Origin of the sequence: Streptomyces sp. 8K308, from assembly GCF_004348315.1 — a bacterium.
Lineage (GTDB): Bacteria > Actinomycetota > Actinomycetes > Streptomycetales > Streptomycetaceae > Streptomyces.
The window spans coordinates 1-22300 of the sequence record NZ_SMKC01000016.1 but is presented as its reverse complement, the minus strand read 5'-3'; the positions used below and the strand labels follow the sequence as shown (position 1 = coordinate 22300).

At 72.0% G+C, this 22300-nt stretch carries 18 protein-coding genes and 1 pseudogene; 9 read left to right on the top strand and 10 right to left on the bottom strand.

All coding sequences use genetic code 11. The features are described 5' to 3' along the window. Positions 1-93: 93 nt before the first annotated feature. Positions 94-1503, top strand: a complete 1410-nt coding sequence (locus tag E1265_RS04525) for an NCS2 family permease (RefSeq protein WP_132928897.1) — start codon at positions 94-96, stop codon at positions 1501-1503. A gap of 32 nt (positions 1504-1535) precedes the next feature. Here E1265_RS04525 and E1265_RS04520 read toward each other — a convergent pair whose 3' ends face one another. After that, positions 1536-2309 carry an IclR family transcriptional regulator gene (locus E1265_RS04520; protein ID WP_132928896.1) on the bottom strand — a complete coding sequence of 258 codons (774 nt, stop codon included), beginning with the start codon at positions 2307-2309 and terminating at the stop codon, positions 1536-1538. An 86-nt stretch (positions 2310-2395) separates the two neighbouring features. On the opposite strand from E1265_RS04520, the gene E1265_RS04515 reads away from it, so the two are divergent. After that, positions 2396-3952: an aldehyde dehydrogenase (NADP(+)) gene (locus tag E1265_RS04515; protein ID WP_132928920.1), complete on the top strand. Its 1557-nt coding sequence runs from the start codon at positions 2396-2398 to the stop codon at positions 3950-3952. Positions 3953-4160: 208 nt separating this feature from the next. Then, a complete protein-coding gene (locus E1265_RS04510) occupies positions 4161-6107 on the top strand; it encodes a PhoX family phosphatase (protein ID WP_132928895.1) in 1947 nt (648 codons plus the stop codon). An 88-nt stretch (positions 6108-6195) separates the two neighbouring features. On the opposite strand, the gene E1265_RS04505 is transcribed toward E1265_RS04510, so the two are convergent. Beyond that, entirely contained in the window at positions 6196-6648 is a 453-nt protein-coding gene (locus E1265_RS04505) for a carboxymuconolactone decarboxylase family protein (RefSeq protein WP_132928894.1), read from the bottom strand. A gap of 107 nt (positions 6649-6755) precedes the next feature. After that, positions 6756-7241 carry an Rrf2 family transcriptional regulator gene (locus tag E1265_RS04500; protein WP_243740529.1) on the bottom strand — a complete coding sequence of 162 codons (486 nt, stop codon included), beginning with the start codon at positions 7239-7241 and terminating at the stop codon, positions 6756-6758. A 699-nt stretch (positions 7242-7940) separates the two neighbouring features. Between E1265_RS04500 and E1265_RS04495 the strand changes: the two genes are divergently transcribed. Next, positions 7941-8633 carry an RDD family protein gene (locus tag E1265_RS04495; protein WP_132928892.1) on the top strand — a complete coding sequence of 231 codons (693 nt, stop codon included), beginning with the start codon at positions 7941-7943 and terminating at the stop codon, positions 8631-8633. Here the strand turns inward: E1265_RS04495 and E1265_RS04490 are convergent. Both E1265_RS04490 and E1265_RS04485 read right to left on the bottom strand, forming a co-directional pair. After that, entirely contained in the window at positions 8620-8940 is a 321-nt protein-coding gene (locus tag E1265_RS04490) for a DUF6204 family protein (protein ID WP_132928891.1), read from the bottom strand. The two genes, E1265_RS04495 and E1265_RS04490, sit on opposite strands and share 14 nt — an antisense overlap. A 2-nt stretch (positions 8941-8942) precedes the next feature. Further along, on the bottom strand, positions 8943-9599 hold the full coding sequence (locus tag E1265_RS04485) for a TetR/AcrR family transcriptional regulator (protein ID WP_132928890.1): 657 nt from the start codon (positions 9597-9599) through the stop codon (positions 8943-8945). 87 nt (positions 9600-9686) lie between these two features. Here E1265_RS04485 and E1265_RS04480 point away from each other — a divergent pair, with 87 nt between their 5' ends. Together E1265_RS04480 and E1265_RS04475 are read left to right on the top strand one after the other, a co-directional pair. Continuing rightward, on the top strand, positions 9687-10466 hold the full coding sequence (locus E1265_RS04480) for an ATP-binding cassette domain-containing protein (protein ID WP_132928889.1): 780 nt from the start codon (positions 9687-9689) through the stop codon (positions 10464-10466). Positions 10467-10489: 23 nt separating this feature from the next. Beyond that, positions 10490-11242, top strand: a complete 753-nt coding sequence (locus E1265_RS04475; RefSeq protein ID WP_132928888.1) for an ABC transporter permease — start codon at positions 10490-10492, stop codon at positions 11240-11242. 12 nt (positions 11243-11254) lie between these two features. On the opposite strand, the gene E1265_RS04470 is transcribed toward E1265_RS04475, so the two are convergent. Together E1265_RS04470 and E1265_RS04465 are read right to left on the bottom strand one after the other, a co-directional pair. After that, on the bottom strand, positions 11255-12943 hold the full coding sequence (locus tag E1265_RS04470) for a serine/threonine-protein kinase (RefSeq protein ID WP_243740528.1): 1689 nt from the start codon (positions 12941-12943) through the stop codon (positions 11255-11257). Positions 12944-13040: 97 nt separating this feature from the next. Then, the gene (locus E1265_RS04465) at positions 13041-14069 is read right to left on the bottom strand and encodes a LacI family DNA-binding transcriptional regulator (RefSeq protein ID WP_243740527.1); all 1029 of its coding nucleotides are present in this window, start codon (positions 14067-14069) and stop codon (positions 13041-13043) included. A gap of 152 nt (positions 14070-14221) precedes the next feature. Here E1265_RS04465 and E1265_RS04460 point away from each other — a divergent pair. Next, positions 14222-15420, top strand: a pseudogene (locus tag E1265_RS04460) (RNA-guided endonuclease TnpB family protein). 35 nt (positions 15421-15455) lie between these two features. Here the strand turns inward: E1265_RS04460 and E1265_RS04455 are convergent. Genes E1265_RS04455 through E1265_RS04445 form a run of 3 tightly spaced genes read right to left on the bottom strand, consistent with a single transcriptional unit; the run spans position 15456 to position 18516 of the window. Then, the gene (locus E1265_RS04455) at positions 15456-16289 is read right to left on the bottom strand and encodes a carbohydrate ABC transporter permease (protein ID WP_132928887.1); all 834 of its coding nucleotides are present in this window, start codon (positions 16287-16289) and stop codon (positions 15456-15458) included. Next, positions 16286-17215: a sugar ABC transporter permease gene (locus E1265_RS04450; protein ID WP_132928886.1), complete on the bottom strand. Its 930-nt coding sequence runs from the start codon at positions 17213-17215 to the stop codon at positions 16286-16288. The genes E1265_RS04455 and E1265_RS04450 overlap by 4 nt, the downstream gene beginning before the upstream one ends. Next, complete coding sequence (locus E1265_RS04445; protein ID WP_132928885.1) at positions 17212-18516, bottom strand: extracellular solute-binding protein; 1305 nt, start codon at positions 18514-18516, stop codon at positions 17212-17214. Before E1265_RS04445 ends, E1265_RS04450 begins: the two co-directional genes overlap by 4 nt. A 167-nt stretch (positions 18517-18683) precedes the next feature. Between E1265_RS04445 and E1265_RS04440 the strand changes: the two genes are divergently transcribed. Both E1265_RS04440 and E1265_RS04435 read left to right on the top strand, forming a co-directional pair. Beyond that, positions 18684-20729: a beta-galactosidase gene (locus E1265_RS04440; RefSeq protein ID WP_132928884.1), complete on the top strand. Its 2046-nt coding sequence runs from the start codon at positions 18684-18686 to the stop codon at positions 20727-20729. A gap of 177 nt (positions 20730-20906) precedes the next feature. Beyond that, positions 20907-22025 (top strand): arabinogalactan endo-1,4-beta-galactosidase, encoded by a 1119-nt coding sequence (locus E1265_RS04435; protein WP_243740526.1) that lies wholly within the window; start codon positions 20907-20909, stop codon positions 22023-22025. The last annotated feature ends 275 nt before the right edge of the window (positions 22026-22300 follow it).

Below are 22300 nucleotides of genomic sequence, written 5' to 3'. Positions count from 1 at the left end.
GTGCGGCATCGTGTTACACGTGGAAAACCCACGAACCTCACTGAGCGGGCACAATCCCTCAGTCCCCACCCGTCAGTCGTTTAGGATTCAACGATGTCGCCACCGCCGCTCTCCCGCCTGGACTCGTACTTCCAGATCACCGAGCGGGGCTCCACCATCGGCCGGGAGATACGCGGCGGCTTCGCCACGTTCTTCACCATGGCCTACATCCTGGTGCTGAACCCGATCATCCTGGGCGGCGCGACCGACATCAACGGCGACCAGCTCTCCTTCCCCCAGCTGGTCACGGTCACCGCGCTGGTCGCCGCCGTGATGACCGTTCTGATGGGCATCACCGCCAACCTCCCCCTCGCGCTCGCCGCCGGCCTCGGCATCAACGCCATGGTCGCCTTCCAGATCGCGCCCCGGATGACCTGGTCGGAGGCCATGGGCCTGGTGGTGCTCGAGGGCATCATCCTGTGCCTGCTCTCCGCGACCGGCTTCCGCGAGTCCGTGATGAACGCCATCCCCATGGCGCTCAAGCAGGCCATCGGCGTCGGCATCGGCCTGTTCATCGCGCTGATCGGCTTCGTCGACGCCGGCTTCGTCACCGGCCACGAAGGGGCCCCGCCGCTCTCCCTCGGCGCCGGCGGCGAGCTCGCGGGCTGGCCGGCCCTCGTCTTCTGCTTCGGCGTGCTGCTGACCCTCGCGCTGCTGGCCCGCAGGACCAAGGGCGCCATCCTGATCAGCATCCTGGCCACCACCGTGCTGGCCATGATCATCAACGCCGTCGCCGACATCGACGAGGCCGCCTGGGGCCTGTCGGTGCCCAGTTTTCCCGACGACATCGTCGCCAGCCCCGACTTCGGCCTGCTCGGCCAGTTCAGCCTGTTCGGCGCGTTCGGCGAGATCAGCCTCATCACCGTGGTGCTGCTGGTCTTCACGCTCTTCCTGACCGACTTCTTCGACACCATGGGCACCGCCGTCGCCGTCAGTGGCGAGGCCGGGCTGCTCGACGAGCGCGGCCGGGTGCCGCGGCTCGGCCGCATGCTGTTCGTGGACGGCCTGGCCGCCGCGGCCGGCGGCGCCGCGTCCGCGTCCTCCAACACCTCCTACATCGAGTCGGCCGCCGGCGTCGGCGAGGGCGCGCGCACCGGCTTCGCCAACCTGGTGACCGGCGGCCTGTTCGCGCTGGCGCTGTTCTTCTCGCCGCTGGCCGCCGTCGTCCCCTCGCAGGCCGCGGCCCCCGCGCTGGTGGCGGTCGGCTTCCTGATGATGCTGCAGGTCGGCGCCATCAACTGGGCCGACCACACGCTGGCCATCCCGGCCTTCGTCACCATCGTCGTGATGCCGTTCACCTACTCCATCACCAACGGCATCGGCGCCGGCTTCATCGCCTACGTGCTGATGAAGGTGGTCACCGGCCGCGTCCGCGAGGTCAACTGGCTGGTGTGGATCACGGCCGCGCTCTTCGCCGTCTACTTCGCGATCGACCCGGTCAGGCAGCTCTTCGGCGTCAGCTGACCCCGTGCGGCCGGCCGGCTATGCGTCCCCGCTCACAGATGCCGGGTCGCCATCGCCAGCCGGTCGCGCGCGTCGGACAGGGCCTCCTTGACCAGCTGTTCGTGTGCCGGGGTCAGCCTGGCCACGGGCACCGAGCAGCTGACCGCGTCCCTGGCCGGGGTCCGGTAGGGGATGGCGACGCCGAAGCAGCTCAGGCCAAGCGTGTTCTCCTCGCGGTCCACCGCGTAGCCGCGCTCCCGCACCTCGTGCAGCTCCTCGATCAGCCGCTCCCGGTCGGTGATGGTGTGCTCGGTCAGCCGCTCGAGCGTCTCGGGCAGCAGCTTGCGCACCTGTTCGTCGGTGTGCGTGGCCAGCAGCGCCTTGCCGAGCGAGGTGGAGTGCGCCGGCAGCCGGCGGCCGACCCGGGTGAAGGGGCGGAGGTAGTGCTCGGAGGCGCGGGTGGCGAGGTAGACGACGCTGGTGCCGTCCAGCCTGGCCAGGTGGATGGTTTCGGTGGTGTCGTCGGAGAGCCGGTCGAGCGTCGGGCGGGCCGCCGCCACCACCTCGTCGCCGTCGATGTACGAGGTGCCGACGAGCAGCGCGCGCACCCCGATCCCGTAGCGGGTGCCGGTGGCGTCCGTCTCGATCCAGCCGAGGTCGACCAGGGTGCGCAGCAGCATGTACAGGCTGGACTTGGGGTACCCGACCGCCGCCTGCACGTCCGCCAGGGAGTGCATGCCCGGGCGTCCGGCGAAGAACTCGAGCAGTTCCACCGTGCGCACGGCCGACTTGACCTGGGGCGCCCCCGCCGTCTCACTCGCTGACACCGACCTTGACCCCCTTGTTCGAGCCGCTATAGAGTCCCCAAGGATATTCACATACAGGGACGATGTTCAGAATCTCGAACACTAGCATGTGCCCGGCAGGAGGAGCGATTCCGGTGGCAGTACCAGTGTGGAGCGTGGACCCGCGAACCGGAAAGCAGCGTGAGCAGGTGGCGACCGAGGCGACCGCGGCGGAGGTCGACGCCGCCGTCCGGGCCGCCCACGCCACCAGAGCCGCGCTCGCCGACCGCGACACCCGGATCGCGCTGCTGCGCGCCGCAGCCGACCAACTGGAGGCCGACGGCGAGGCGATCATCGCCGCCGCCGACGCCGAGACCGCCCTGGGCACGGCCCGCCTCGCCGGCGAACTCGCCCGCACCACCGGCCAGTTGCGCGCCTTCGCGGACGAGGTCGCGGACGGCGGCTACCTGGACGTGATCATCGACCACGCCGACGGCTCGCTCACCCCGCCCCGCCCCGACCTGCGCCGCTACAAGATCCCGCTGGGCGTCGCCGCCGTCTACTCGGCCTCCAACTTCCCGCTCGCCTTCTCCGTCCCCGGCGGCGACACCGCGAGCGCGCTGGCCGCCGGCTGCCCGGTCGTCGTCAAGGCGCACCCCGACCACCCCGCGACCTCCGAGCTCGCCGGCGCCGCGCTGCGCCGCGCGGCGGCCCAGGTCGGCCTGCCGGAGGACGTGCTCACCGTCGTGCACGGCTTCGAGGCCGGGGTCGAGCTGATCAAGCACCCGCTGGTCAGCGCCGCCGGCTTCACCGGCTCCATCCGCGGCGGCCGGGCGCTGTTCGACGCCGCCGCCGCCCGCCCCACGCCCATCCCGTTCTACGGCGAGCTCGGCAGCCTCAACCCGGTGGTCGTCACCGAGGCGGCGGCCGGCGAGCGCGCCGGCGACATCGGCGGTGGCCTCGCTGGCTCCATGACCATGGGCGTCGGCCAGTTCTGCACCAAGCCGGGCCTCGTCTTCGCGCCCGCCGGCGGCGCCGGTGACGAGCTGCTCGCCGCCCTCACCAAGAAGGTCGGCGAGGCCGCCCCCGGCGTGCTGCTCGACGGCCGCATGCGGGAGGCGTTCCTGGGGGGCGTCCGCGAGCGCGCCGCGCTCGACGGGGTCGAGGCCCCGGTCGCCGCGGGCCCGGGCGAGGCCAACACCGTGGCCGCCGGCTTCCTCACGGTGGACGCCGCCAGGCTCGCCGCCGACGGACCGCACGACCTGCTGCTCGAGGAGTGCTTCGGCCCGGTGACGGTCATCGTCCGCTACGCCGACGCCGACCAGGTCACCGCCGTGCTCTCCCGCCTTCCAGGCAACCTCACCGCCACCCTCCACATCGGCGAGGCGGAGGGCGCGGGCGAGGGCGGTCAGGGCGGCCGGCTGCTCACCGAGCTCACCCCGATCGCCGGCCGGATCCTGGTCAACGGCTGGCCCACCGGCGTGGCCGTCACCCCGGCCCAGCACCACGGCGGCCCCTACCCGGCCACCACCTCCACCTCCACCTCGGTCGGCGCCACCGCCATCGAGCGCTGGCTGCGCCCGGTCACCTACCAGAGCGCCCCGCCCGCCCTGCTGCCGCCCGAGCTGCGCGACGACAACCCGCTCGGGCTGCCGCGCCGGGTTGACGGCCGCCGCGAGCACTGACCCCGGCCGGCCCGACACGCGGGCGGCTCGACCACCGTCATACAAACAGCGGAGTTCACCATTGCGGTGAATAGGCCGTATGTATGACGGTGGTCTTGTGTTCACCTTCAGGGCTTTTCGATGCCACCGGCCGCCCCTAGCCTCGCGTCACCGACCCCCCAAGACGCATCAGACGCGTGAGAAACGCATCAGGACGTGAGGACTCGCGATGTCAGCACAACGCCCGGTCTTTCCCGAGGTCGACCCGGACGAGGTGAGCTCCAACCCCTCCGGCAACCGCACCTTCGGAGAGGTCGTCGAGAAGCGGATGTCCCGCCGCGCGGCCCTGAAGGGCGGAACGGCCGCCGCCGCCGGCTTCCTGGTCGCCACCCAACTCGGCGGCTCGACCGCGGTCGCCGCCGAGCCCGCGCAGGCCCCCGCCTCCCGGGGCGGCCGTCGCCCGCTGCTCGGCTTCGACCCCGTACCGACCCACAGCGACGACACGCTCACCGTCCCGGAGGGCTACCAGACCCAGGTCCTGATCCCCTGGGGCACCCCCATCCGCCCCAGCGGCCCGCGCTGGCGCAAGGACGCCTCCAACTCCGCCGCCGACCAGGCCAAGCAGGTCGGCATGAACCACGACGGCATGCACTTCTTCCCGCTCGGCGGCGGACGCGAGGGCAGCCGGCGCGGCATGCTCGTGGTCAACCACGAGTACGTCGACCAGCAGCTCCTGTTCACCGACGGCGACGACGAGATGACCTCGGAGAAGGTCGACAAGGCGCTGGCCGCGCACGGCGTCAGCGTCGTCGAGATCGAGCGGCGCGACGGTATCTGGCGGGTCGCCGAGTCGCGCCGCGCCCGCCGCGTCACCGGCGACACCTCCGTTGACTTCTCCGGCCCCGTCCGCGCCTCGCACCCCAGCCTGCGCGCCGCCGACTCCCCGGCCGGCACGCTCAACAACTGCTCCAACGGCCACACCCCCTGGGGCACGTACCTCACGTGCGAGGAGAACTGGAACAACTACTTCGGCACCGAGGACGCCGACTGGCGGCCGACCACCAGCCAGGCGCGCTACGGCGTCTCCAGGACCGGCGGCGGCTACCGCTGGCACGAGGCCGACTCCCGCTTCGACCTGGCCGCCAACCCCAACGAGATCAACCGCTTCGGCTGGGTCGTCGAGATCGACCCGATGAAGCCGGACGCCAAGCCGGTCAAGCGCACCGCGCTCGGCCGTATCAAGCACGAGGGCTGCACGGTCACCGAGTCCCGCGGCCGCGTCGTCGCCTACACCGGTGACGACCAGGACGGCGACTACATCTACAAGTTCGTCGGCGACGGCAGCTGGCGCGTGCAGCGCGCCCTCGGCCGCAGCCCGCTCGACCACGGCACCCTCTACGTCGCCCGCTTCGAGGACGACGGCACCGGCGAGTGGCTGCCCCTGGTCCACGGCCGCGGCCCGCTGACCCGCGCCAACGGCTGGGCCGACCAGGCCGACGTGCTGTTGCGCACCCGCGAGGCCGCCGACGCGGTCGGCGCCACCAAGATGGACCGTCCCGAGTGGATCGCGGTCAACCCCCGCAACCAGGACGTCTACTGCACGCTGACCAACGGCAGCGGCTGGAACAGCGCGGTCAGCCCGCGCAAGCCCAACCCATACGGCCACATCGTCCGGTGGACCGAGAGGCGGGGCGACAACACCGCCACCACCTTCGAGTGGGACATCTTCGTACTCGCCGGCGACCCCGCCTACGACTCGTCCGTCGAACTCGACGAGACCAACATCTTCGGCTCCCCCGACGGCCTCGCGTTCGACGACGACGGCCGTCTCTGGATCCTCACCGACGTCTCCAACTCCTCGCAGAACCTGGCCTCCAGGGGATACGACAACATCGGCAACAACCAGCTGCTGGTCGCCGACCCCGACACCGGGGAGATCCGCCGCTTCCTCGTCGGCCCGCGCGGCGCCGAGATCACCGGCGTGGCCTTCACGCCCGACCAGAAGACCCTCTTCGTCAACGTCCAGCACCCCGGCGAGGCCACCGCCGCCTATGGCGAGCCGACCCCGGAGAACCCCCGCGTGGTCAGCAACTGGCCGGACTTCGACCCCGAGGGCCGTCCCCGGTCCGCCACCGTCGTCATCACCCGCACCGACGGCGGCGTGGTCGGCGCGTAGCCCCCACCGGGCCGCCGCGGCAGGCCGACCGGTCCGTGCCCCACGCCGTGGGGCGCGGACCGGCGCCGGCGTCTCCTGAGCCGCCGTGCTACATCGTGGCCCCGGCCGGCTGCCGGAGGGTGACGTTGATCCGGTTCCAGGCGTTGATGGCCGCGATGGCCATGACCAGCCCGGCCAGCTGCTCCTCGTCGTAGTGCCTGGCCGCCTCGTCCCACACCTCGGTGGGCACGCCCGCCGCGTTGTCGGCGATGCGGGTCGCCGCCTCGGCGAGGGCCAGGGCGGCCCGCTCGGCGTCGGTGAAGTACGGCGCCTCCCGCCAGGCCGCGACGGCGAAGAGGCGCTCATCGGTCTCGCCGCCCTTCTTGGCGTCCCTGGCGTGCATGTCCACGCAGAAGCCGCAGCCGTTGATCTGGCTGACCCGCAGCTTCACCAACTCCTTGACGGCGTACGGCAACGGGCTGGCGGAGACGTACGCCTCGAGCGCCATCATCGCCCGCATCCCCTGTGCCGCCGGCTTCCTGATGCTCATCCGTGCCTGCATGCTCCCGCTCTCCTCTGGTTCTCTCTTGCTCGTTTTCTGGATTTCCTGGGTGTTAGATGTCCAGATTTCACCCGCGCGGCGAGACGGGCTCGCCGCGGTGGTGGGCCCTACCCCCGGCGGCTCGCGAACCAGTCGCGGGTCCGCTGGGGGGTTCGCGGATGGCGCCGCTCGACCGTCGCCCTGATGTCGGCCAGCGTCTGGCCGGCCAGCTCCCTGCGCCAGGCCAGCTCGGCCCGCCGCATGGCCTGCGAGACGGCGCACGACAACCGGTAGTCGACGTCCTCCCGCCCGTCGGGCCCCCTGCGCAGCACCTGCTCGCACCGGAACGCCTCGCCCGGCCCCTCGATCGCCGTCACCACGTCCAACAGCGTGATCCGCTCCAGCTCCCGCGCCAGCCGGAAGCCGCCGCGCGGCCCGGGCGTCGACGTGACGATCCCGGCCCTGGCCAACGCCTGGAGCTGCTTGTTCAGATATGCGGGCGGAAGCTCGTAGAACGCCGCGAGCCGCTTCGCCGTCATCGCCTCGCCCGGCTCCGCCCAGGCCAGGTTCAGGCAGCTGTGCAGCGCCCACTCGACGCCCTCGCTCATCCGCATATCCTGGACTCTAAGCATCCAGAATTGGTTTCGCAACCCCGGCCCGTGTGCGATCAGCAGGCAGGGGGAGAAGGGCGAGACCGATGACGATCACCGTGGGACAGGGTGAGTACCGGTTCGTTCCCCAGGAGTCCTGGGCGCGGCTGCCGGACGACGTCGTGCTCGGCGAGGTCGCGGGCATCACCGTCGACGACCGCGACCGGGTCTACCTCTTCAACCGCGGACCGCGCCCCGTCGTGGTACTCGAACGCGACGGCTCACTCGTCACCACCTGGGGCGCGGGACTCTTCGACAGGCCGCACGGCGCCAGCCCGGGGCCCGACGGCACGATCCTCCTCACCGACAGCGGCGACCACACGGTGCGACAGTTCACCCTCGCCGGCGAGCCGTTGCTCGAGATCGGCCTGCCGGGCGCGCCCGCGCCCTTCCTGAGCGGCACCCCCTTCAACCGCTGGCCTGGGCGAGCGCGTAGGCGTGCGGCACGCCGTACGCGCGGGTGCCGTGGTCGCTGGCGCGGTGACGGTCACGCGGGGGGTCCCTTCGGGCTGGACGACGGTGGTCACCGTCCGTCGTGTCCCGGCGGAGCGCCCGACGGTCGGCGCCGCAGGGCCGGTTCACCCGATGGGCGGATGTCGGCGAAACGCGGGCGGGTGCCCACGCGCGTCCCTAGACTGTGGAGCTCACCTTGGGGGAGGACCGATGCACCCACGTCCGCCGCGCACCCGCAGGTCGTGCGCCTGGCTGCTGGATTTCGCCGCCGTCGTCGGGGTCGCCACCCTGCTCGGCTGGCTGACGTTCAACCGGATCAGCGCCCAGCTGACCGACGTGACCAGTCTGGCGGGCACGACCGCCTGGGAGGTCATCACCTCCGACGGCGACCTGGTGGGGGCGGGCCAGGACGCCGGGGAGTCGGTGTGGCGCTCGGCGGTGAACGCCGTCTGGCAGGCGTTCGCCGCGCTGGTGGCCTTCACCTTCCTCTACCACTTCGCCTCGCTCGCGCTCATGGGTCGCACGCTCGGGCAGGCGTTGACCAACCTGCGTGTCCAGCGGCGGCACGAGGGGGCGGGCCGACCGGGGCGTGGTCGCTGGGCGGCCCGCGCCGCGGTGCTCACGATGGTCGACGTCGGCTGGTACGCGCTCGCCTGCTGCCTGCTGGTCGGTGGCGCGTTCGGGCTCTCGGTGCTGTGCTGGGTCGTCGCCGTGGCGGTCTTCGCCCTCAACGTGCTGCTGGCGCTGGTGGGTTCGCGGCGGTCGCTGGCGGACCGGCTGACCGGGACGACGGTCGCCAACGCCTGGCAGGTCGGCGCGGCCCTCGGCCGTCTTGGCGGGGCGCTGCGGCGCCGGGGCGCCGCGGACGGCGAGGTGCCGGCTGAGCCGCTCAGCCCCGCCTGACCTCCCGCCGGCTCCGGCGGCGGATCCTGACGGCTCGCAGGTCGGTGACCGCGACGCGCAGGATCCGGTGCGGGAAGCCGTGCGCCTCCAGGGCGGCGATGGCGCGGGCCGTGGCATCGGCCTCGCCGTCGCGCTCGTCCTCGGCCGGCACCTGGCAGCGGAACGAGAACGCGGTCATCGTCCGGTCGCAGGTGAAGGCGCCGTGCTCGGTGTAGGCGGGCCCCAGCAGGCCGGGCTCGGTGGCGAGCCGGGCGCGGTCGGCGTCGCTCAGGCCCTCGAAGGCGCCGCGGACGGTGACGCGGAACACGGTCACTCCTCTCGGGTGTCTCGGGTGGCGTAGGTGAGGATCGGCTCGCCGAGGATCTCCTCGGCGGCGTCGAGCAGCGCGAGCACGGCCTCGGCGATCGCGTCCGGGTGCTGCCCGGCGCTGATCAGCCGGCCGATCTCGGAGTAGACGAGGGCGTGCAACGAGCCCAGCTGGGTGGCGACCACGCGGGGGAGCGGGGCGTCGGGCGCGGCGCCGGTCTCCTCCGCCAGCACCACGGCGAGCGCGGCGGTCATCCGCTGCCCCAGCTGTTCGAGACGGGCGGTCAGGGTCGGGGCGGCCCGCATCATCGCGTAGACGCGGGCGAAGCCCTCGGTGAGGCCCAGGCTCGGGTCGCGCCGGTGCACCTCGTCGCGGAGCCGGCCGAGCACGGCCCGCGCGGCCGACTCGCCTGGTGCGCGCTCCATGACGAAGTCGGCGAGGCGCTGGGCGAACTCCTGGTCGCGCGGCAGGACGAGGTCCTCCTTGGCCTCGATGTAGTTGTACAGCGTGTTCACGGACACCTCGGCGGCCTCCGCGACCTCGGCGATCGTGACCTCGTCGAAGCCACGGGCCACGAACAGCTCGGTGGCCGCCTGGTGGATGCGCTGGCGGGTCTGGCGCTTCTTCCGCTCCCGCAGACCGTCGGTGCTTGGCGTCATGGGCGCAGTCTAGCCCGAAAAGTCGAAGCGCATGGCAAAACCTAAGTCGATTGCATCTTTGCAGCGCGCTATGTTTTCATCGGCCGCATGTCATCCCCCGTCATCACGACCCGGGGGCTCGCCCGGACCTTCCGGCTCAGGACCGGCCCCGTGCACGCGGTGCGCGGTGTCGACCTGACCGTCGAACGCGGCGAGATCCTCGGCTTTCTCGGCCCCAACGGCGCCGGCAAGACCACGACCCTGCGCATGCTCACCACCCTGCTGCCGCCGACCGGCGGCCAGGCCGAGGTCGCCGGCCACGACCTGCGGCGCGACCCGGCCGCCGTCCGCCGGCGGATCGGCTACGTGGCGCAGTCCGGCGGTCTCGACCCCGCCTGCCCCGGCCGCGAGGAACTGGTCACCCAGGGCAGGCTGCACCGGCTCGGCCGGGCCGAGGCCGCGGCCCGGGCGGAGGAGCTGGCCGACGACCTCGGGCTCGGCGAGCTGCTCGAACGGCCCACCGCCGCGCTCTCCGGCGGCCAGCGCCGCCGCCTGGAGATCGCGCTCGGCCTGGTCAACCGCCCCGAGGTGCTGTTCCTCGACGAGCCGACCACGGGCCTCGACCCGGCCAGCCGCGCGGACCTCTGGCGGCTCGTCCGGCGGATCCGCGACCGGCACGGCACCACGGTCTTCCTCACCACCCACTACCTGGACGAGGCCGACGCGCTCGCCGACCGCATCGTCGTCGTGGACGGCGGCACCGTCGCCGCCGAGGGCACCGCGGCCGAGCTCAAGCGCCACCACGCCGGCGACCCGGCCGCCAGCCTCCAGGACGCCTTCCTCGCCATCACCGGCCGCACCGCGACCGACGAACCCCTCGCCGTCTAGGAAACGCTCGTCAGGAACCCACCGTGACCCTGCTTACCGACACCGGAATCGTCTTCGGCCGCGCCCTGCGGGCCACCCTCCGCTCGCGGACCAACGTGGTCTTCGCCATGCTCCAGCCGCTGCTCTTCCTCGCCCTCTTCGGCCCGCTGCTGACCGAGCTCGACCTGGGCACCGGCGGCACGTCCTGGCAGGCGCTCGTCCCCGGCGTGCTCGTCCAACTCACCCTCCTCGGCGGCTCCTTCGTCGGACTCGGGCTGCTGATGGACCGCAACCTGGGGGTGTACGACCGGCTGCGGGTCACCCCGGTGAGCCCGCTGGCCCTGCTGCTCGGCCGCACCCTGCGCGACGTCGTCCAACTCCTGACCCAGGCCGTCGCCCTGGTGCTGCTCGGCCTCGCCCTCGGGCTGCGCGCGCCGTTCGCCGGGGTGCTGATCGGCCTGTTCCTGGTGGGCGTGCTGGCGGCGGCACTTTCCGCCCTCTCCTACGGGCTCGCCACGCGGACGCGCACCGCCCCGGAGTTCGCCGCCGTGGCCAACACGGCGGCGATACCGCTGATGCTGCTCTCCGGACTGCTGCTGCCGATGACCCTGGCCCCGGCCTGGCTGGACGGCGCGTCCCGGGTCGTGCCGATCCGCTACACCGTGGACGCCGTGCGGGAGGCGTTCCTCGGCCACTACGCCAACGGCACACTGGCCGCCGGCGCCGCCGTCACCGTCGCCCTGGCCGGGCTCTGCCTGTTCGCGGGCGCCCGGGCCTTCCGACGACAGCCGGCCTGAGCCGGCGCGCGGTCAGCCGGTCTGCTGCGCGGCGCCGCGCCAGACCGTGAGGTCGATGGTCACGTACTCGGTCGTGTAGTCCTTGACCGTGATGAGGCCGATGTCCCCCGCGGTGGTGGTCAGGCAGATCTCCGAGCCGGGCGGGGCCTCCTCCTCGATGACGAGCGTGTCGGTGTACCGGGTCACCGAGCGGCAGGTGTCGAGCGAGCCGGTCTCGTCACGCCGGAGCAGGGCGAGTGTGTTGTCGTCGGTGGTCAGCAGACGAGGCTCGAGGATGAAGTCCGATCCGGAGTATCCGAGGTCACCCTCGTAGCCGGGGCCGGCCTCCGCGCGTACCGGCCGCGGCGGGTCCTGCCACAGCGAGATGACGTAGTAGTCGGAGATCGAGAGGTCCTCGTAGACGACCGGCTCCGGATCGGCCGGCGGCTCGGCGGTGGGTGCCTCCGACTCCTCCTCGGTCGGCTCCCCGCTCTCCTCCTCTTCCGGGGCCGGCTCCGAGTCTGTCGGCGTCTGCGACGTCGCGTCACCCGCCGCGTCGTTGTTGCCCGCCTTCTCGTCGCCGCCTCCGCCCAGCAACGTGGCGCCGACGACCACGCCGGCGACCACAGCGCAGACGGCAACGGCCGCCAGCAGGGCGTTCCGTCCGCGACGGGGCCGCTGTGGCGCCGGACCGGCCGGCGGGACGTGCGTCGGCGTGCCAGGCGCGGTGGCGTGGAACCCCGCAGGAGGCGGGGGCGTGGGAAACGGCGTGGCCGGCGGAGCGGCGGGGAACGACGCCGGGGGCGTCGCCGGCGGAGCCGGCTGGGCGGCCAGCGAGGTGACCGTCGCCGCGTGGTGGTCGATCTCGGCGCTCACGGCGGGCGGCAGCCAACCCTCCGCCGGGAGCGGGGTGCCGCCCGTCAACGGCCGGCACATCTCCACGACCTCGGCCGGAGCCGGCCGGTCGGCCGGGGCCTTGGCCAGGCACCGGGTCACGAGCTCACGCAACTCCGCCGGCACGCCCGACAGGTCGGGCTCCTCGTGCACGATGCGGTACAGCACGGCCGGCGACGAACCGTCCCCGAACGGCGGGGAGCCGGCGGTGACGAAGACCCCGATCAGGCCGAGGGCGAAGACGTCGGCCGCCGGCGTGACCGGTTGGGCCATCGCCTGCTCGGGTGCCATGAACGCCGGGGTGCCGGCGGCGACGCCGGTGCGGGTCAGCGAGGTGGCGTCGGCCGCCCGCGCGATGCCGAAGTCGATCACCCGCGGGCCGTCGGCGGCGAGCAGGACGTTGGACGGCTTGAGGTCGCGATGGATGACGCCCGCACCGTGGATGACCTGCAACGCCTCGGCGACGCCGGCCAGCACGCGCGCCGCCGCCCGGAGCGGCAGCGGGCCGTGTTCCCGGACGGCGCTGTGCAGGGAGGGGCCAGGGACGTAGGCGGTGGCCAGCCACGGCTGGGGCCCGTCCGCGTCGCTGTCGATGACGGGCGCGGTGTACAGGCCCTGTACCCGCTCGGCCGCCTGTACCTCCTGCCGGAACCGTCGCCGGAACTCGGGGTCGCTGGCGACTTCCGGCCGGATCACCTTGAGGGCGATCGGCCGACCGCCGGGCGTGTGTGACAGGTACACCTTTCCCATCCCGCCCTCGCCGAGGCGGGCGGTGAGCCGGTATCCGGCGATGGTGGTGGGGTCTTCGGCATTCAGAGGCGCAGGCACGGCGTTCAATCTAGCGAGGGACGGGAACCGGTCAATCTTGCGAATGAATCAGTTCCGCTACAGCACCGGCACGTTGGGTGGGCCAGGGCCGCGCGGCTCAGGCCGACTCGCGGCGGACCAGCTCCGTGGGGAGGATCACCGCCGAGGAGTCCTGGCCCTCGATCTGGGCGAGCAGCAGCCGGACCATCTCGGCGCTGATCCGGTCCCAGGGCTGACGGACGGTGGTCAGCGCTGGCGAGGCGGAGACGGCTGCCGCCGAGTCGTCGAAGCCGCCGACCGCGACATCGTCCGGGACCCGCCGGCCGGCGTCCGACAGGGCGGAGAGCGCGCCTTGGGCCATCAGGTCGGAGGCGACGAACAGGGCGTCCAGGTCCGGGCGGCGGGCGAGGAGTTCGGCGGCGGCGCGGGCGCCGCTGTCCCGGCTGTAGTCGCCGGCGGCGACCAGCTCAGGATCGAACGGCACCCCGGCCCCGGCCAGGACCTCGCGGTAGCCCGCGAGCCGCTCCACGCCGCCCGGCGTGTCCAACGGACCCGTGACGATGCCGATCCGGCGCCGGCCGATGCCCAGCAGGTGCCGGACCATGGTGCGGGCACCGTCCCGGTCGTCCGCCGCCACGTGCGCCAGCCGGATGCCGGTGACCTGCGGGGTGCCGCAGACCACCACGGGCACGCCGGCCCTCACCAGCTGCTCGGCCACCGGGCTGCCGGCACGGCTGGAGATCAGCAGCACCCCGTCCACGTGGCCCGAGCCCACGTAGCGGACGATCCGGCGCTGCTCGTCGACCGTGCCGGCCAGCATCAGCAGCAGCGGGATGTCGTGGGCGGCCAGCGCCTCGGTGCAACCCCGCAGCAGCACGTTGAAGTTGGGGTCCTCGAAGAACTTCTCCTGCGGCTCGGTGAGCAGGAAGGCGGCGGAGCCGGTGCGGCCGGTGATCAACGAGCGGGCGTGCCGGTTGACGACGTAACCGGTCTTGCGGATGGCCGCGTTGACCGCCTCGGCCGCGGCCGGGCTGACGTGGTGGCCGCCGTTGAGCACCCGAGAGACCGTGCCCCGGGAGACGCCGGCCACCCGCGCCACGTCGTGGATCGTCGGCCGCCGGCGTCGCTCTCCCGGTTTCACGCTCACCTGGAACCTCCGAGGAAACCCCCGCCGTCAGGCGGGGGAGGAATCGGATTCCTGCGGAGCAGGACAACGTGCTGCGATTCGCCACCGGGGCGGGTCGCGGTGCTCTGACCCGCGGGTTTGGTCTTCAACTGTGGCCATACTAGTTTGTGAGCATGACCGTGGCGTGTGCGAGGCGGGCGTTCAAGTACCGCTTCTATCCGACCGATGCGCAGGCGGCCGAGCTGTCGCGCACGTTCGGGTGTGTGCGCAAGGTCTACAACCTGGCACTTGCCGCCCGCACGGAGGCGTGGGCGCGGCAGGAGCGGGTGAACTACAACGCCACCTCCGCGATGCTGACGGCGTGGAAGAAGACCGAGGAGTTGGCTTTCCTGAACGACGTGTCGTCGGTGCCGCTCCAGCAGACGCTGCGGCACCTGCAGACGGCATTCACGAACTTCTTCGGCAAGCGCGCCAGATACCCGCGGTTCAAGTCGCGGAAGAAGTCGCGGAAGTCCGCCGAGTACACCACCTCCGCGTTTCGCTTCCGGGACGGTGAGTTGCGGCTGGCGAAGATGGACCAGCCGCTGGCCATCGTGTGGTCGAGGCCGCTTCCGGAAGGCGCCGTGCCGTCCACGGTGACGGTCTCCCAGGACAGCGCGGATCGCTGGTTCGTCTCGATGCTGTGCGAAGACCCCAGTGTCCAACCATTGCCCGCCGCCGATGCGGCGGTCGGCATCGATGTGGGCCTTGACCATCTGCTGACGCTTTCCACCGGTGAGAAGATCGCCAATCCCCGGCACGAACGTAAGGACCGTGCCCGGCTCGCTCTGGCGCAGCGCCGCCTGGCGAAGAAGGCCAAGGGCGACGGGGCGAACCGGGCCAAGGCCCGGCGGAAGGTCGCCCGGCTCCACGCCCGCGTCACCGACCGCCGCCGTGATGGCCTGCACAAGCTGACCACTCGACTCGTGCGTGAGAACCAAACGCTCGTGATCGAGGACCTGACCGTGCGCAACATGGTCAAGAACCGGAGCCTCGCCCGCGCCACTCGGACGCGGCGTGGTCGGAGTTCCGGAACATGCTGGAGTACAAAGCGGTCTGGTATGGGCGGAACGTGGTCGTGGTCGACCGCTTCTTCCCCTCCTCCAAGCTGTGCTCCGCCTGCGGCAAGCTTGCCGAGAGCATGCCGCCGCACGTCCGCGCCTGGACGTGTGAGGGCTGCGGCACGGCCCATGACCGGGACGTGAACGCGGCGCGCAACCTCAAGGCCGCCGGGCTGGCGGTGACGGTCTGTGGAGCCGGTGTAAGACCTCAACGGAGAACTCCGGGCGGGCAGTCGGCGGCGAAGCAGAAAACCCCACGGCGCGAGCCGTAGGAACTCCCGCCTCCAGGCGGGGGAGGAAGTCAAGGTCACGACTTTACGGCGCCCGAGAGCAGGTCAAGACTCCAGAACCGCTGGATGACCAGGAACAGCGCGATCAGCGGGATGATCGCCAGCATCGCCCCGGTGATCACCAGCGTGTAGAGGGCCGGGGAGTTGGAGCCCTGGTTGAGCAGCGTGAACAGGCCGAGGGTGATCGGGAACTTCTCGTCGTCGCTCAACATCACGTACGGCAGCAGGAAGTTGTTCCAGATCGCCACGAACTGGAAGAGGAAGATCGTCACCAGGCCTGGCAGCATCATCGGCAGCGCGATCGTGCGGAAGATCCGCCACTCGCCCGAGCCGTCCACCCTGGCGGCCTCGAGCAGCTCGGCGGGCACGGCCGCCGCCGCGTAGACCCGGGCCAGGTAGATGCCGTAGGGGGAGAGGATCAGCGGCAGCAGCACCGACGGATAGCTGTCGGTGAGCTCCACCTCGGCCAGCATCAGGTACTGCGGGACGGCCAGGATCACCGGCGGCATCAGCACCCCGGCGAGCAGCACGGAGAAGACGGCCTCCCGGCCGCGGAAGCGGTAGACGGCGAGGCCGTAGCCGGCCAGCGCGGAGACCGCGCAGGACAGCAGGGCGCCGACGCCGGCGTACAGGCCTGAGTTGGCCATCCACCGCCAGTAGACGCCGTCCCGGTAGTCGTTGAGGTCCGCGATGTTGTCGAGCAGACCGGTGCCCGGCGTGAAGGTGAAGGTGGAGAACAGCTCGTCGCCGGCCTTGGTCGCGGCGATCAACACCCAGGCGACGGGCAGCAGGCAGTAGACGGCGCCCAGCAGCAGCGCGGCGGTGGGCAGCAGTGCGATCCGGCGGGTCATCGGCCGGCCTCCTCCTGGCGGTTACGGGAGTTGGCCACGCGCAGGAAGCTGAAGGACAGCACCAGCGTGACCACGGCGATGATCACGGCGGTGGCGGCGGCTGAGTGGATGTCGCCGCCCCTGAAGGCGTCCTGGTAGACCTTCATCATCGGACTCCAGGTGGTGGGGATGGCGTTGGTGAGCGGCCTGAGGGTGGTCGGCTCGTTGAACACCTGGAGGGTGGCGATGACCGAGAAGAAGAAGGTGAGCACCAGCGCGGGCGCCACCATCGGGATCTTGATGCGCCACGCGATCTGCGCCTGCGAGCAGCCGTCGAGGCGGGCCGCCTCGTAGATCTCGGTGGGGATGGCGCGCAGCGACGTGTAGATCACGATCATGTTGAAGCCGGTGCCGCCCCAGACCGCGATGTTGGCCATCGCGACATAGAGCGGGCCGCCACCGAGCAGGTCGGGGGCCGGCAGGCCGAACCGGTCGAGCAGGTCGTGCAACGGGCTGACCGACGGCAGGTAGAGGAAGCCCCACAGCATGCCGGCGATCACACCGGGCACCGCGTAGGGCAGGAAGATCACCAGCCGGCCGAAACGCCGGCCGCGCACCCGCTCGGCGTCAAGCAGCAGCGCGAACAGCAGGGCGAGACCCAGCATCACCGGGATCACGATCAGGCCGTAGCCGAGCACCCGCAGGGCGCTGGCCAGCAGCTCGGAGTCGCCCAGCGCGTCCGCGTAGTTGGAGAGCCCGGTCCACACCTCGGAGCGGGCGCCGCTGCCGAGGCCGAGACCCTGGACCTCGATCCGGTGCAGGCTGAGCCAGATCGCGTAGCCGATGGGCAGCGCGAAGAACAGCAGGAAGAGCACGACCGCGGGGGCGAGGAAGGCGTACGGGGCGCGCCGCCGCGCCCCGTACGCCTGGCGGCGGGTCCTGCTCACCGAGCCACCTGGAAGCCGTGGGACTCCATGTCCTCGACGGTGGCCTGCTGCATGGTGGTCAGCGCGGCGGCGAAGTCGCCCCGGCTCTCGGCGGCCTGTCCGAAGGCGTCGTTGAAGGTGGAGTAGGCGACGTTGACGTTGGGGCCCCAGGCGGCGGGCGCGGTGCCGGCGGCTATCTCGGCGGCCAGCGAGTAGAAGTCGGGCTGGTTGGCGAAGTAGGCCGGCGGCTCGGCGAGCGCGTCGCCGGTCTGGGCCGCGGTGGCGGCCGGGTAGACGCCGCCCTCGCGGACCAGCGCGGCCAGGGCCTCGGGGTCGGTGTTGAGCCAGGTGGCGAACTCGGCGGCGGCCGCCCGGTCCTCGGCGTCGTTGGTCACGGCCGTGCTCGAACCGCCCCAGCTGCCCGTCGCGTTCTCGCCCGCGTTCCACTGGGGGAGCGGGGCCATCGCCCACTGGCCCTCGGTGTCGGGAGCCGCGGTGGTGAGGGTGCCGGGTGCCCAGACGGCGCTGACCCAGGCGATCTGGGTGCCGTCGTTGAGCGCCTGGTTCCAGGCGGGGGTGTACATCGGCTCGTTGCTGATGACGTCCTCGGCGACCAGGCCGCCCCAGAAGTCGGCGACCCGCCGGGTGGCCTCGTCGTCGATGGCGACCCGCCAGGTCTCGCCCTCGGTGGTCCACCACTGGGCGCCGGCCTGCTGGGCGAGGCCGGCGAAGAGTCCGGCGTCGTTGGCGGAGAAGGTGGTCAGGTACCGGTTCGGGTCGGCCTCGCGCAGCGCGCGGGCGGTGTCGGCGAACTCGTCCCAGGTAGTGGGGACTTCGAGGCCGAACTCCTCGAAGAGGTCCTGGCGGTAGTAGAACATCATCGGCCCGGAGTCCTGGGGCACGGCGTAGACCGCCTCGCCGCCGAGGGTGACCTGCTGCCAGACGCCGGGCGCGAACGCGTCGGCCACCTCGTCGCCGAGCTCGCCGGAGATGTCGGCGAGCACGTCGTTGCTGACCAGGGTCGGGATCGCCTGGTACTCGGCCTGCACCAGGTCGGGCGCCTCGCCGGCCTGGGCGGCGGTGATCGTCCTGGTGACCAGGTCGTCGCCGCCGGCCTGCTCCCTGACGGTGACCTGGATGTCGGGGTTGGCCTCGTTCCAGATGTCGACGACGGCCTGCATGCCGGGCGCCCAGGCCCAGTAGGTGAGGTCGACCGGCCCGGACCCCGACGCGTCGCCGTCGTCCGAGCCGCCGCAGCCGGCCAGGGCCGCTGCGGAGAGCGTGGTCGCGAGGCAGGTCACAAGGGTGCGGTGGAGCTTCATCGCGTCCTCCGTGTGGTGAGGGCTCAGACTGTGAGCGTTCACAGTAGAGAAACCATTCGGACACTTGTCAATGGTTGTTGCTGTGCGCTTATGTTGGGGATATGCAGTCCGGCAGAGACTGTGTACGTTCCCAGACTGTGGCCCACAGGCGGCCCAAGGAGAGTGCCATGGACCGACTCGCGTTCGGCGGCGACTACAACCCGGAGCAGTGGCCGGAGGAGGTCTGGGCCGAGGACGTCGCGCTCATGCGGGAGGCCGGCGTGACCCTCGTCAGCCTCGGGATCTTCTCCTGGGCCAAGCTCGAACCCACCCCCGGCACCTACGACTTCGGCTGGCTCGACCGGATCATCGGCCTGCTGCACGACGCCGGCATCGCCGTCGACCTGGCCACCCCCACCGTGGTGCCGCCCGCCTGGTTCTACCGCGCCCACCCCGAGGCACTGCCCGTCAGCCGCGAGGGCGTGCGCTGGGCCTTCGGCTCACGCGGCGCCATCTGCCACAGCTCGCCCGCCTACCAGCAGGCCGCCGCCCGCGTCACCACCGCGCTCGGCGAGCGCTACGGCCGCCACCCCGCCGTGCGGATGTGGCACGTGCACAACGAGTACGGGGTGCCGGTCCTCGAGTGCTACTGCGACACCTCGGCAGCCGACTTCCGCCGCTGGCTGCGCGAGCGCTACGCCGACCTCGACGCCGTCAACGCCGCCTGGGGCACCGCGTTCTGGGGCCAGAGCTACGGCGACTGGGAGGAGATCCAGCCGCCCAGGCTCACCCCCACCGTCGCCAACCCGGCCATGCGCCTCGACTTCGCCCGCTTCGCCAGCGACAGCGCCCTGGCCAACTTCGTCCGTGAGCGCGACATCCTGCACGAGCTCTCGCCAGGCGTCCCCGTCACCACCAACTTCATGGTCTCGCCCACCCAGTGCGACACCATCGACTACTGGAAGTGGGGCCGCGAGGTCGACCTCGTCACCAACGACCACTACCTGGTGGCCGAGGAGGACCGCAACCACATCAACCTCGCCATGGCCGCCGACCTCACCCGCTCCGTCGCCGGCGGCCGCCCCTGGCTCCTCCTCGAACACTCCACCAGCGCCGTCAACTGGCAGACCCGCGGCATCGCCAAGCGCGCGGGCGAGATGGCCCGCAACAGCCTGGGCCACGTGGCCCGCGGCTCGGAGGGCGCCATGTTCTTCCAGTGGCGCGCCTCCCGCTTCGGCGCCGAGAAGTTCCACTCCGCGATGGTCCCGCATGCCGGCACCGACAGCCGCATCTGGCGCGAGGTCGTCCAACTCGGCGCCGACATCGGTGCGTTGGCGCCCCTGAGGGGCAGCCGTACGGTCGCCGACGTCGCCATGGTCTGGGACTGGGAGTCCTGGTGGGCGCAGCGCCTCGAGTGGCGGCCGAGCGAGGACCTGGACACCAGGGAGCGCGCCGAGGCATACTACGCGGCGCTCTACGACCGCCACCTCACTGTCGACTTCGTCCATCCCGAAGGCGAGTTGACCGGCCACCCGCTGGCCGTCGTGCCCGCCCTCTACCTCGCCACCGCCACCGCGGGCGCCAACCTCCGCAGCTACGTCGAGGACGGCGGCACCCTGCTCGTCTCCTACTTCTCCGGCATCGTCGACGAGCACGACGCCGTCCACCCGGGCCCGCACCCCGGCGCGCTGCGCGACGTACTGGGCCTAACCGTCGAGGAGTTCCAGCCGCTGCGGGCCGGCGAGTGGGTGAGCCTGACCTCGGCCGACGGCATGCAACGCCCCGGCCTGGCCGGCGACGTCTGGGCCGAGACCCTGGTCACCAGGGGCGCCGAGCCCGTCTGGCACTACGCCGACGGGCCGGCCGCCGGCGGCCCGGCCGTCACCCGGCACGCACTGGGCGCGGGCACCGCCTGGTACGTCTCCTCGCGCATCGGCCGGGACGGGCTCGACGCCGTGCTGGCCGCCGCCACCGTCGACGCCGGCATCGCCCCGCGTGACGAACTCCAGCGCGACGTCGAGCTGGTGCGGCGCCGCGGCGACGGCGGCGACTACGTCTTCGCCATCAACCACACCGCCACCGAGGCCAAGGTCGACCTGGCGGCGCACGGCACCGAACTGCTCACCGGGGAACGCGTGGCGGGCCGCCTCGTCGTCCCCGCCGGGACCGTGCGGGTGGTGCACGTCAGTGGCGAGAGAAGTACCGACTGTGACGGACGGGGGGAAATCGGCTAGATTCTTCACCGTCTTCGGACCTACCGCCGGGCTGGCGGGAAGTCACGTCTGTGGAGCTGGTGTAAGACCTCGGCTCGTGGTACGCCCACGGGGGCTGTCGGCGGTGAAGCAGAAAGTCCGACCCGCGAGGGTCGGGATCCCCTCGAGAAGGAGGGGATGAGGTCAAGGAAGGGACCCATGATGCAGATGCGCAGAAGAGCCCTCCTCCGCGCGGGCGCGGCGACACTCGCCGCGCCCGTCGCGTTATCCGCCTTCACCGCCGGCGTGGCCCAGGCCGCCCCGGTGCGGATCCAGGGCGTCGACCTGTCCTCCGTCCCCAAGGGCGAGGCCCGCGGCGGCGTCTGGCGGTACGCCAACGGCACCGCCGGCGACCCCGTCCGCATCCTCCAGGAGGGCGGCGCCAACTACGTCCGGCTGAAGGTCTGGGTGAACTCGCCCGACGGCTACCACGGCAAACCGCAGATCCTCGCCATGGCCAGGCGCGCCCAGGCCCTCGGCATGCGCACCCTGATCGACTTCCACTACTCCGACTCCTGGGCCGACCCCGGCCAGCAGACCAAGCCGGCCGCCTGGCGCAACCTCGGCTTCAACGACCTGGAGCGCGCGGTCTACGACCACACCTACGACATCCTCGACGGGCTGCGCGCGCAGGGCACCCCGGCGGCGATGGCGCAGATCGGCAACGAGATCAACGGCGGCATGCTGTGGCCCGACGGTCGCTACACCAACTGGCCGCAGCTCGGCCGTCTGCTCAACTCCGGCGTGCGGGCGGCCCGCGCCGCGTCCCCCGGCGTCCAGGTCGCGCTCCACCTGGCCGAGGGCGGCAACAACTCCGGCACCGTCTGGTGGTTCGACAACGCGCTGGCCCAGGGCGTCTCGTTCGACGTCATCGCGCTGTCCTTCTACGGCTACTGGCACGGCACGCTCGACGACCTGCGGTTCAACCTCAACGACGTCTCGGCGCGCTACGGGAAGGACGTGCTGGTCGCCGAGACCGCCTACCCCTTCCGCATCGACAGCAAGGACAGCCACCCGCAGATCATCACCGCGCGGGAACCGGTCGCCGGCATCCCGGCCATCCCCGAGGGCCAGTTGCAGTGGATGCAGTCGATCACCACGGTGATCTCCCGGGTCCCGAACAACCGGGGCCTCGGCGTCTTCTACTGGGAACCGGCCTGGACGGCCGTACCGGGCAACGGCTGGGACCCGTACGACCCCAACTCAGGCAACGCCTGGGAGAACCAGGCCCTCTTCGACTACGACAACCGCGCACTGCCGGCGGCGATCTGGCGCTGACCGGCCGCTACGCACTCGGCGCGCGGCCCGCAGGGCCCGGGCCACCGGCGCGCTCCACGCGCCCGGTGCCCCGGCCTTGCGGTCGTGCCGCGCCACCCACCCGCCCTCCGGGGCGGGTCGTCGCGCGGCAGGTGCCGCGTGGCCCGGCGGCGAAGCCGCCACGGGGCCGAGCGCGGGAGCACCACCCCCTCGCGCGCAGCGCGAGAAGGGGCGGGGGGCGGGGGCGAACCCGGCATGGGGCGCCGCCACCTACCGGGCGGCGAAGCCCCCCGCAG

Bases quoted from the DNA above. Each gene is read 5' to 3' on its own strand.
- E1265_RS04480 (WP_132928889.1), top strand. From the start codon at position 9,687: ATGTCATCCCCCGTCATCACGACCCGGGGGCTCGCCCGGACCTTCCGG.
- E1265_RS04435 (WP_243740526.1), top strand. From the start codon at position 20,907: ATGATGCAGATGCGCAGAAGAGCCCTCCTCCGCGCGGGCGCGGCGACA.
- E1265_RS04505 (WP_132928894.1), bottom strand. From the start codon at position 6,648: ATGCAGGCACGGATGAGCATCAGGAAGCCGGCGGCACAGGGGATGCGG.
- E1265_RS04495 (WP_132928892.1), top strand. From the start codon at position 7,941: ATGCACCCACGTCCGCCGCGCACCCGCAGGTCGTGCGCCTGGCTGCTG.
- E1265_RS04510 (WP_132928895.1), top strand. From the start codon at position 4,161: ATGTCAGCACAACGCCCGGTCTTTCCCGAGGTCGACCCGGACGAGGTG.
- E1265_RS04455 (WP_132928887.1), bottom strand. From the start codon at position 16,289: ATGACCCGCCGGATCGCACTGCTGCCCACCGCCGCGCTGCTGCTGGGC.
- E1265_RS04525 (WP_132928897.1), top strand. From the start codon at position 94: ATGTCGCCACCGCCGCTCTCCCGCCTGGACTCGTACTTCCAGATCACC.
- E1265_RS04485 (WP_132928890.1), bottom strand. From the start codon at position 9,599: ATGACGCCAAGCACCGACGGTCTGCGGGAGCGGAAGAAGCGCCAGACC.
- E1265_RS04500 (WP_243740529.1), bottom strand. From the start codon at position 7,241: ATGCGGATGAGCGAGGGCGTCGAGTGGGCGCTGCACAGCTGCCTGAAC.
- E1265_RS04515 (WP_132928920.1), top strand. From the start codon at position 2,396: ATGTGCCCGGCAGGAGGAGCGATTCCGGTGGCAGTACCAGTGTGGAGC.
- E1265_RS04440 (WP_132928884.1), top strand. From the start codon at position 18,684: ATGGACCGACTCGCGTTCGGCGGCGACTACAACCCGGAGCAGTGGCCG.
- E1265_RS04445 (WP_132928885.1), bottom strand. From the start codon at position 18,516: ATGAAGCTCCACCGCACCCTTGTGACCTGCCTCGCGACCACGCTCTCC.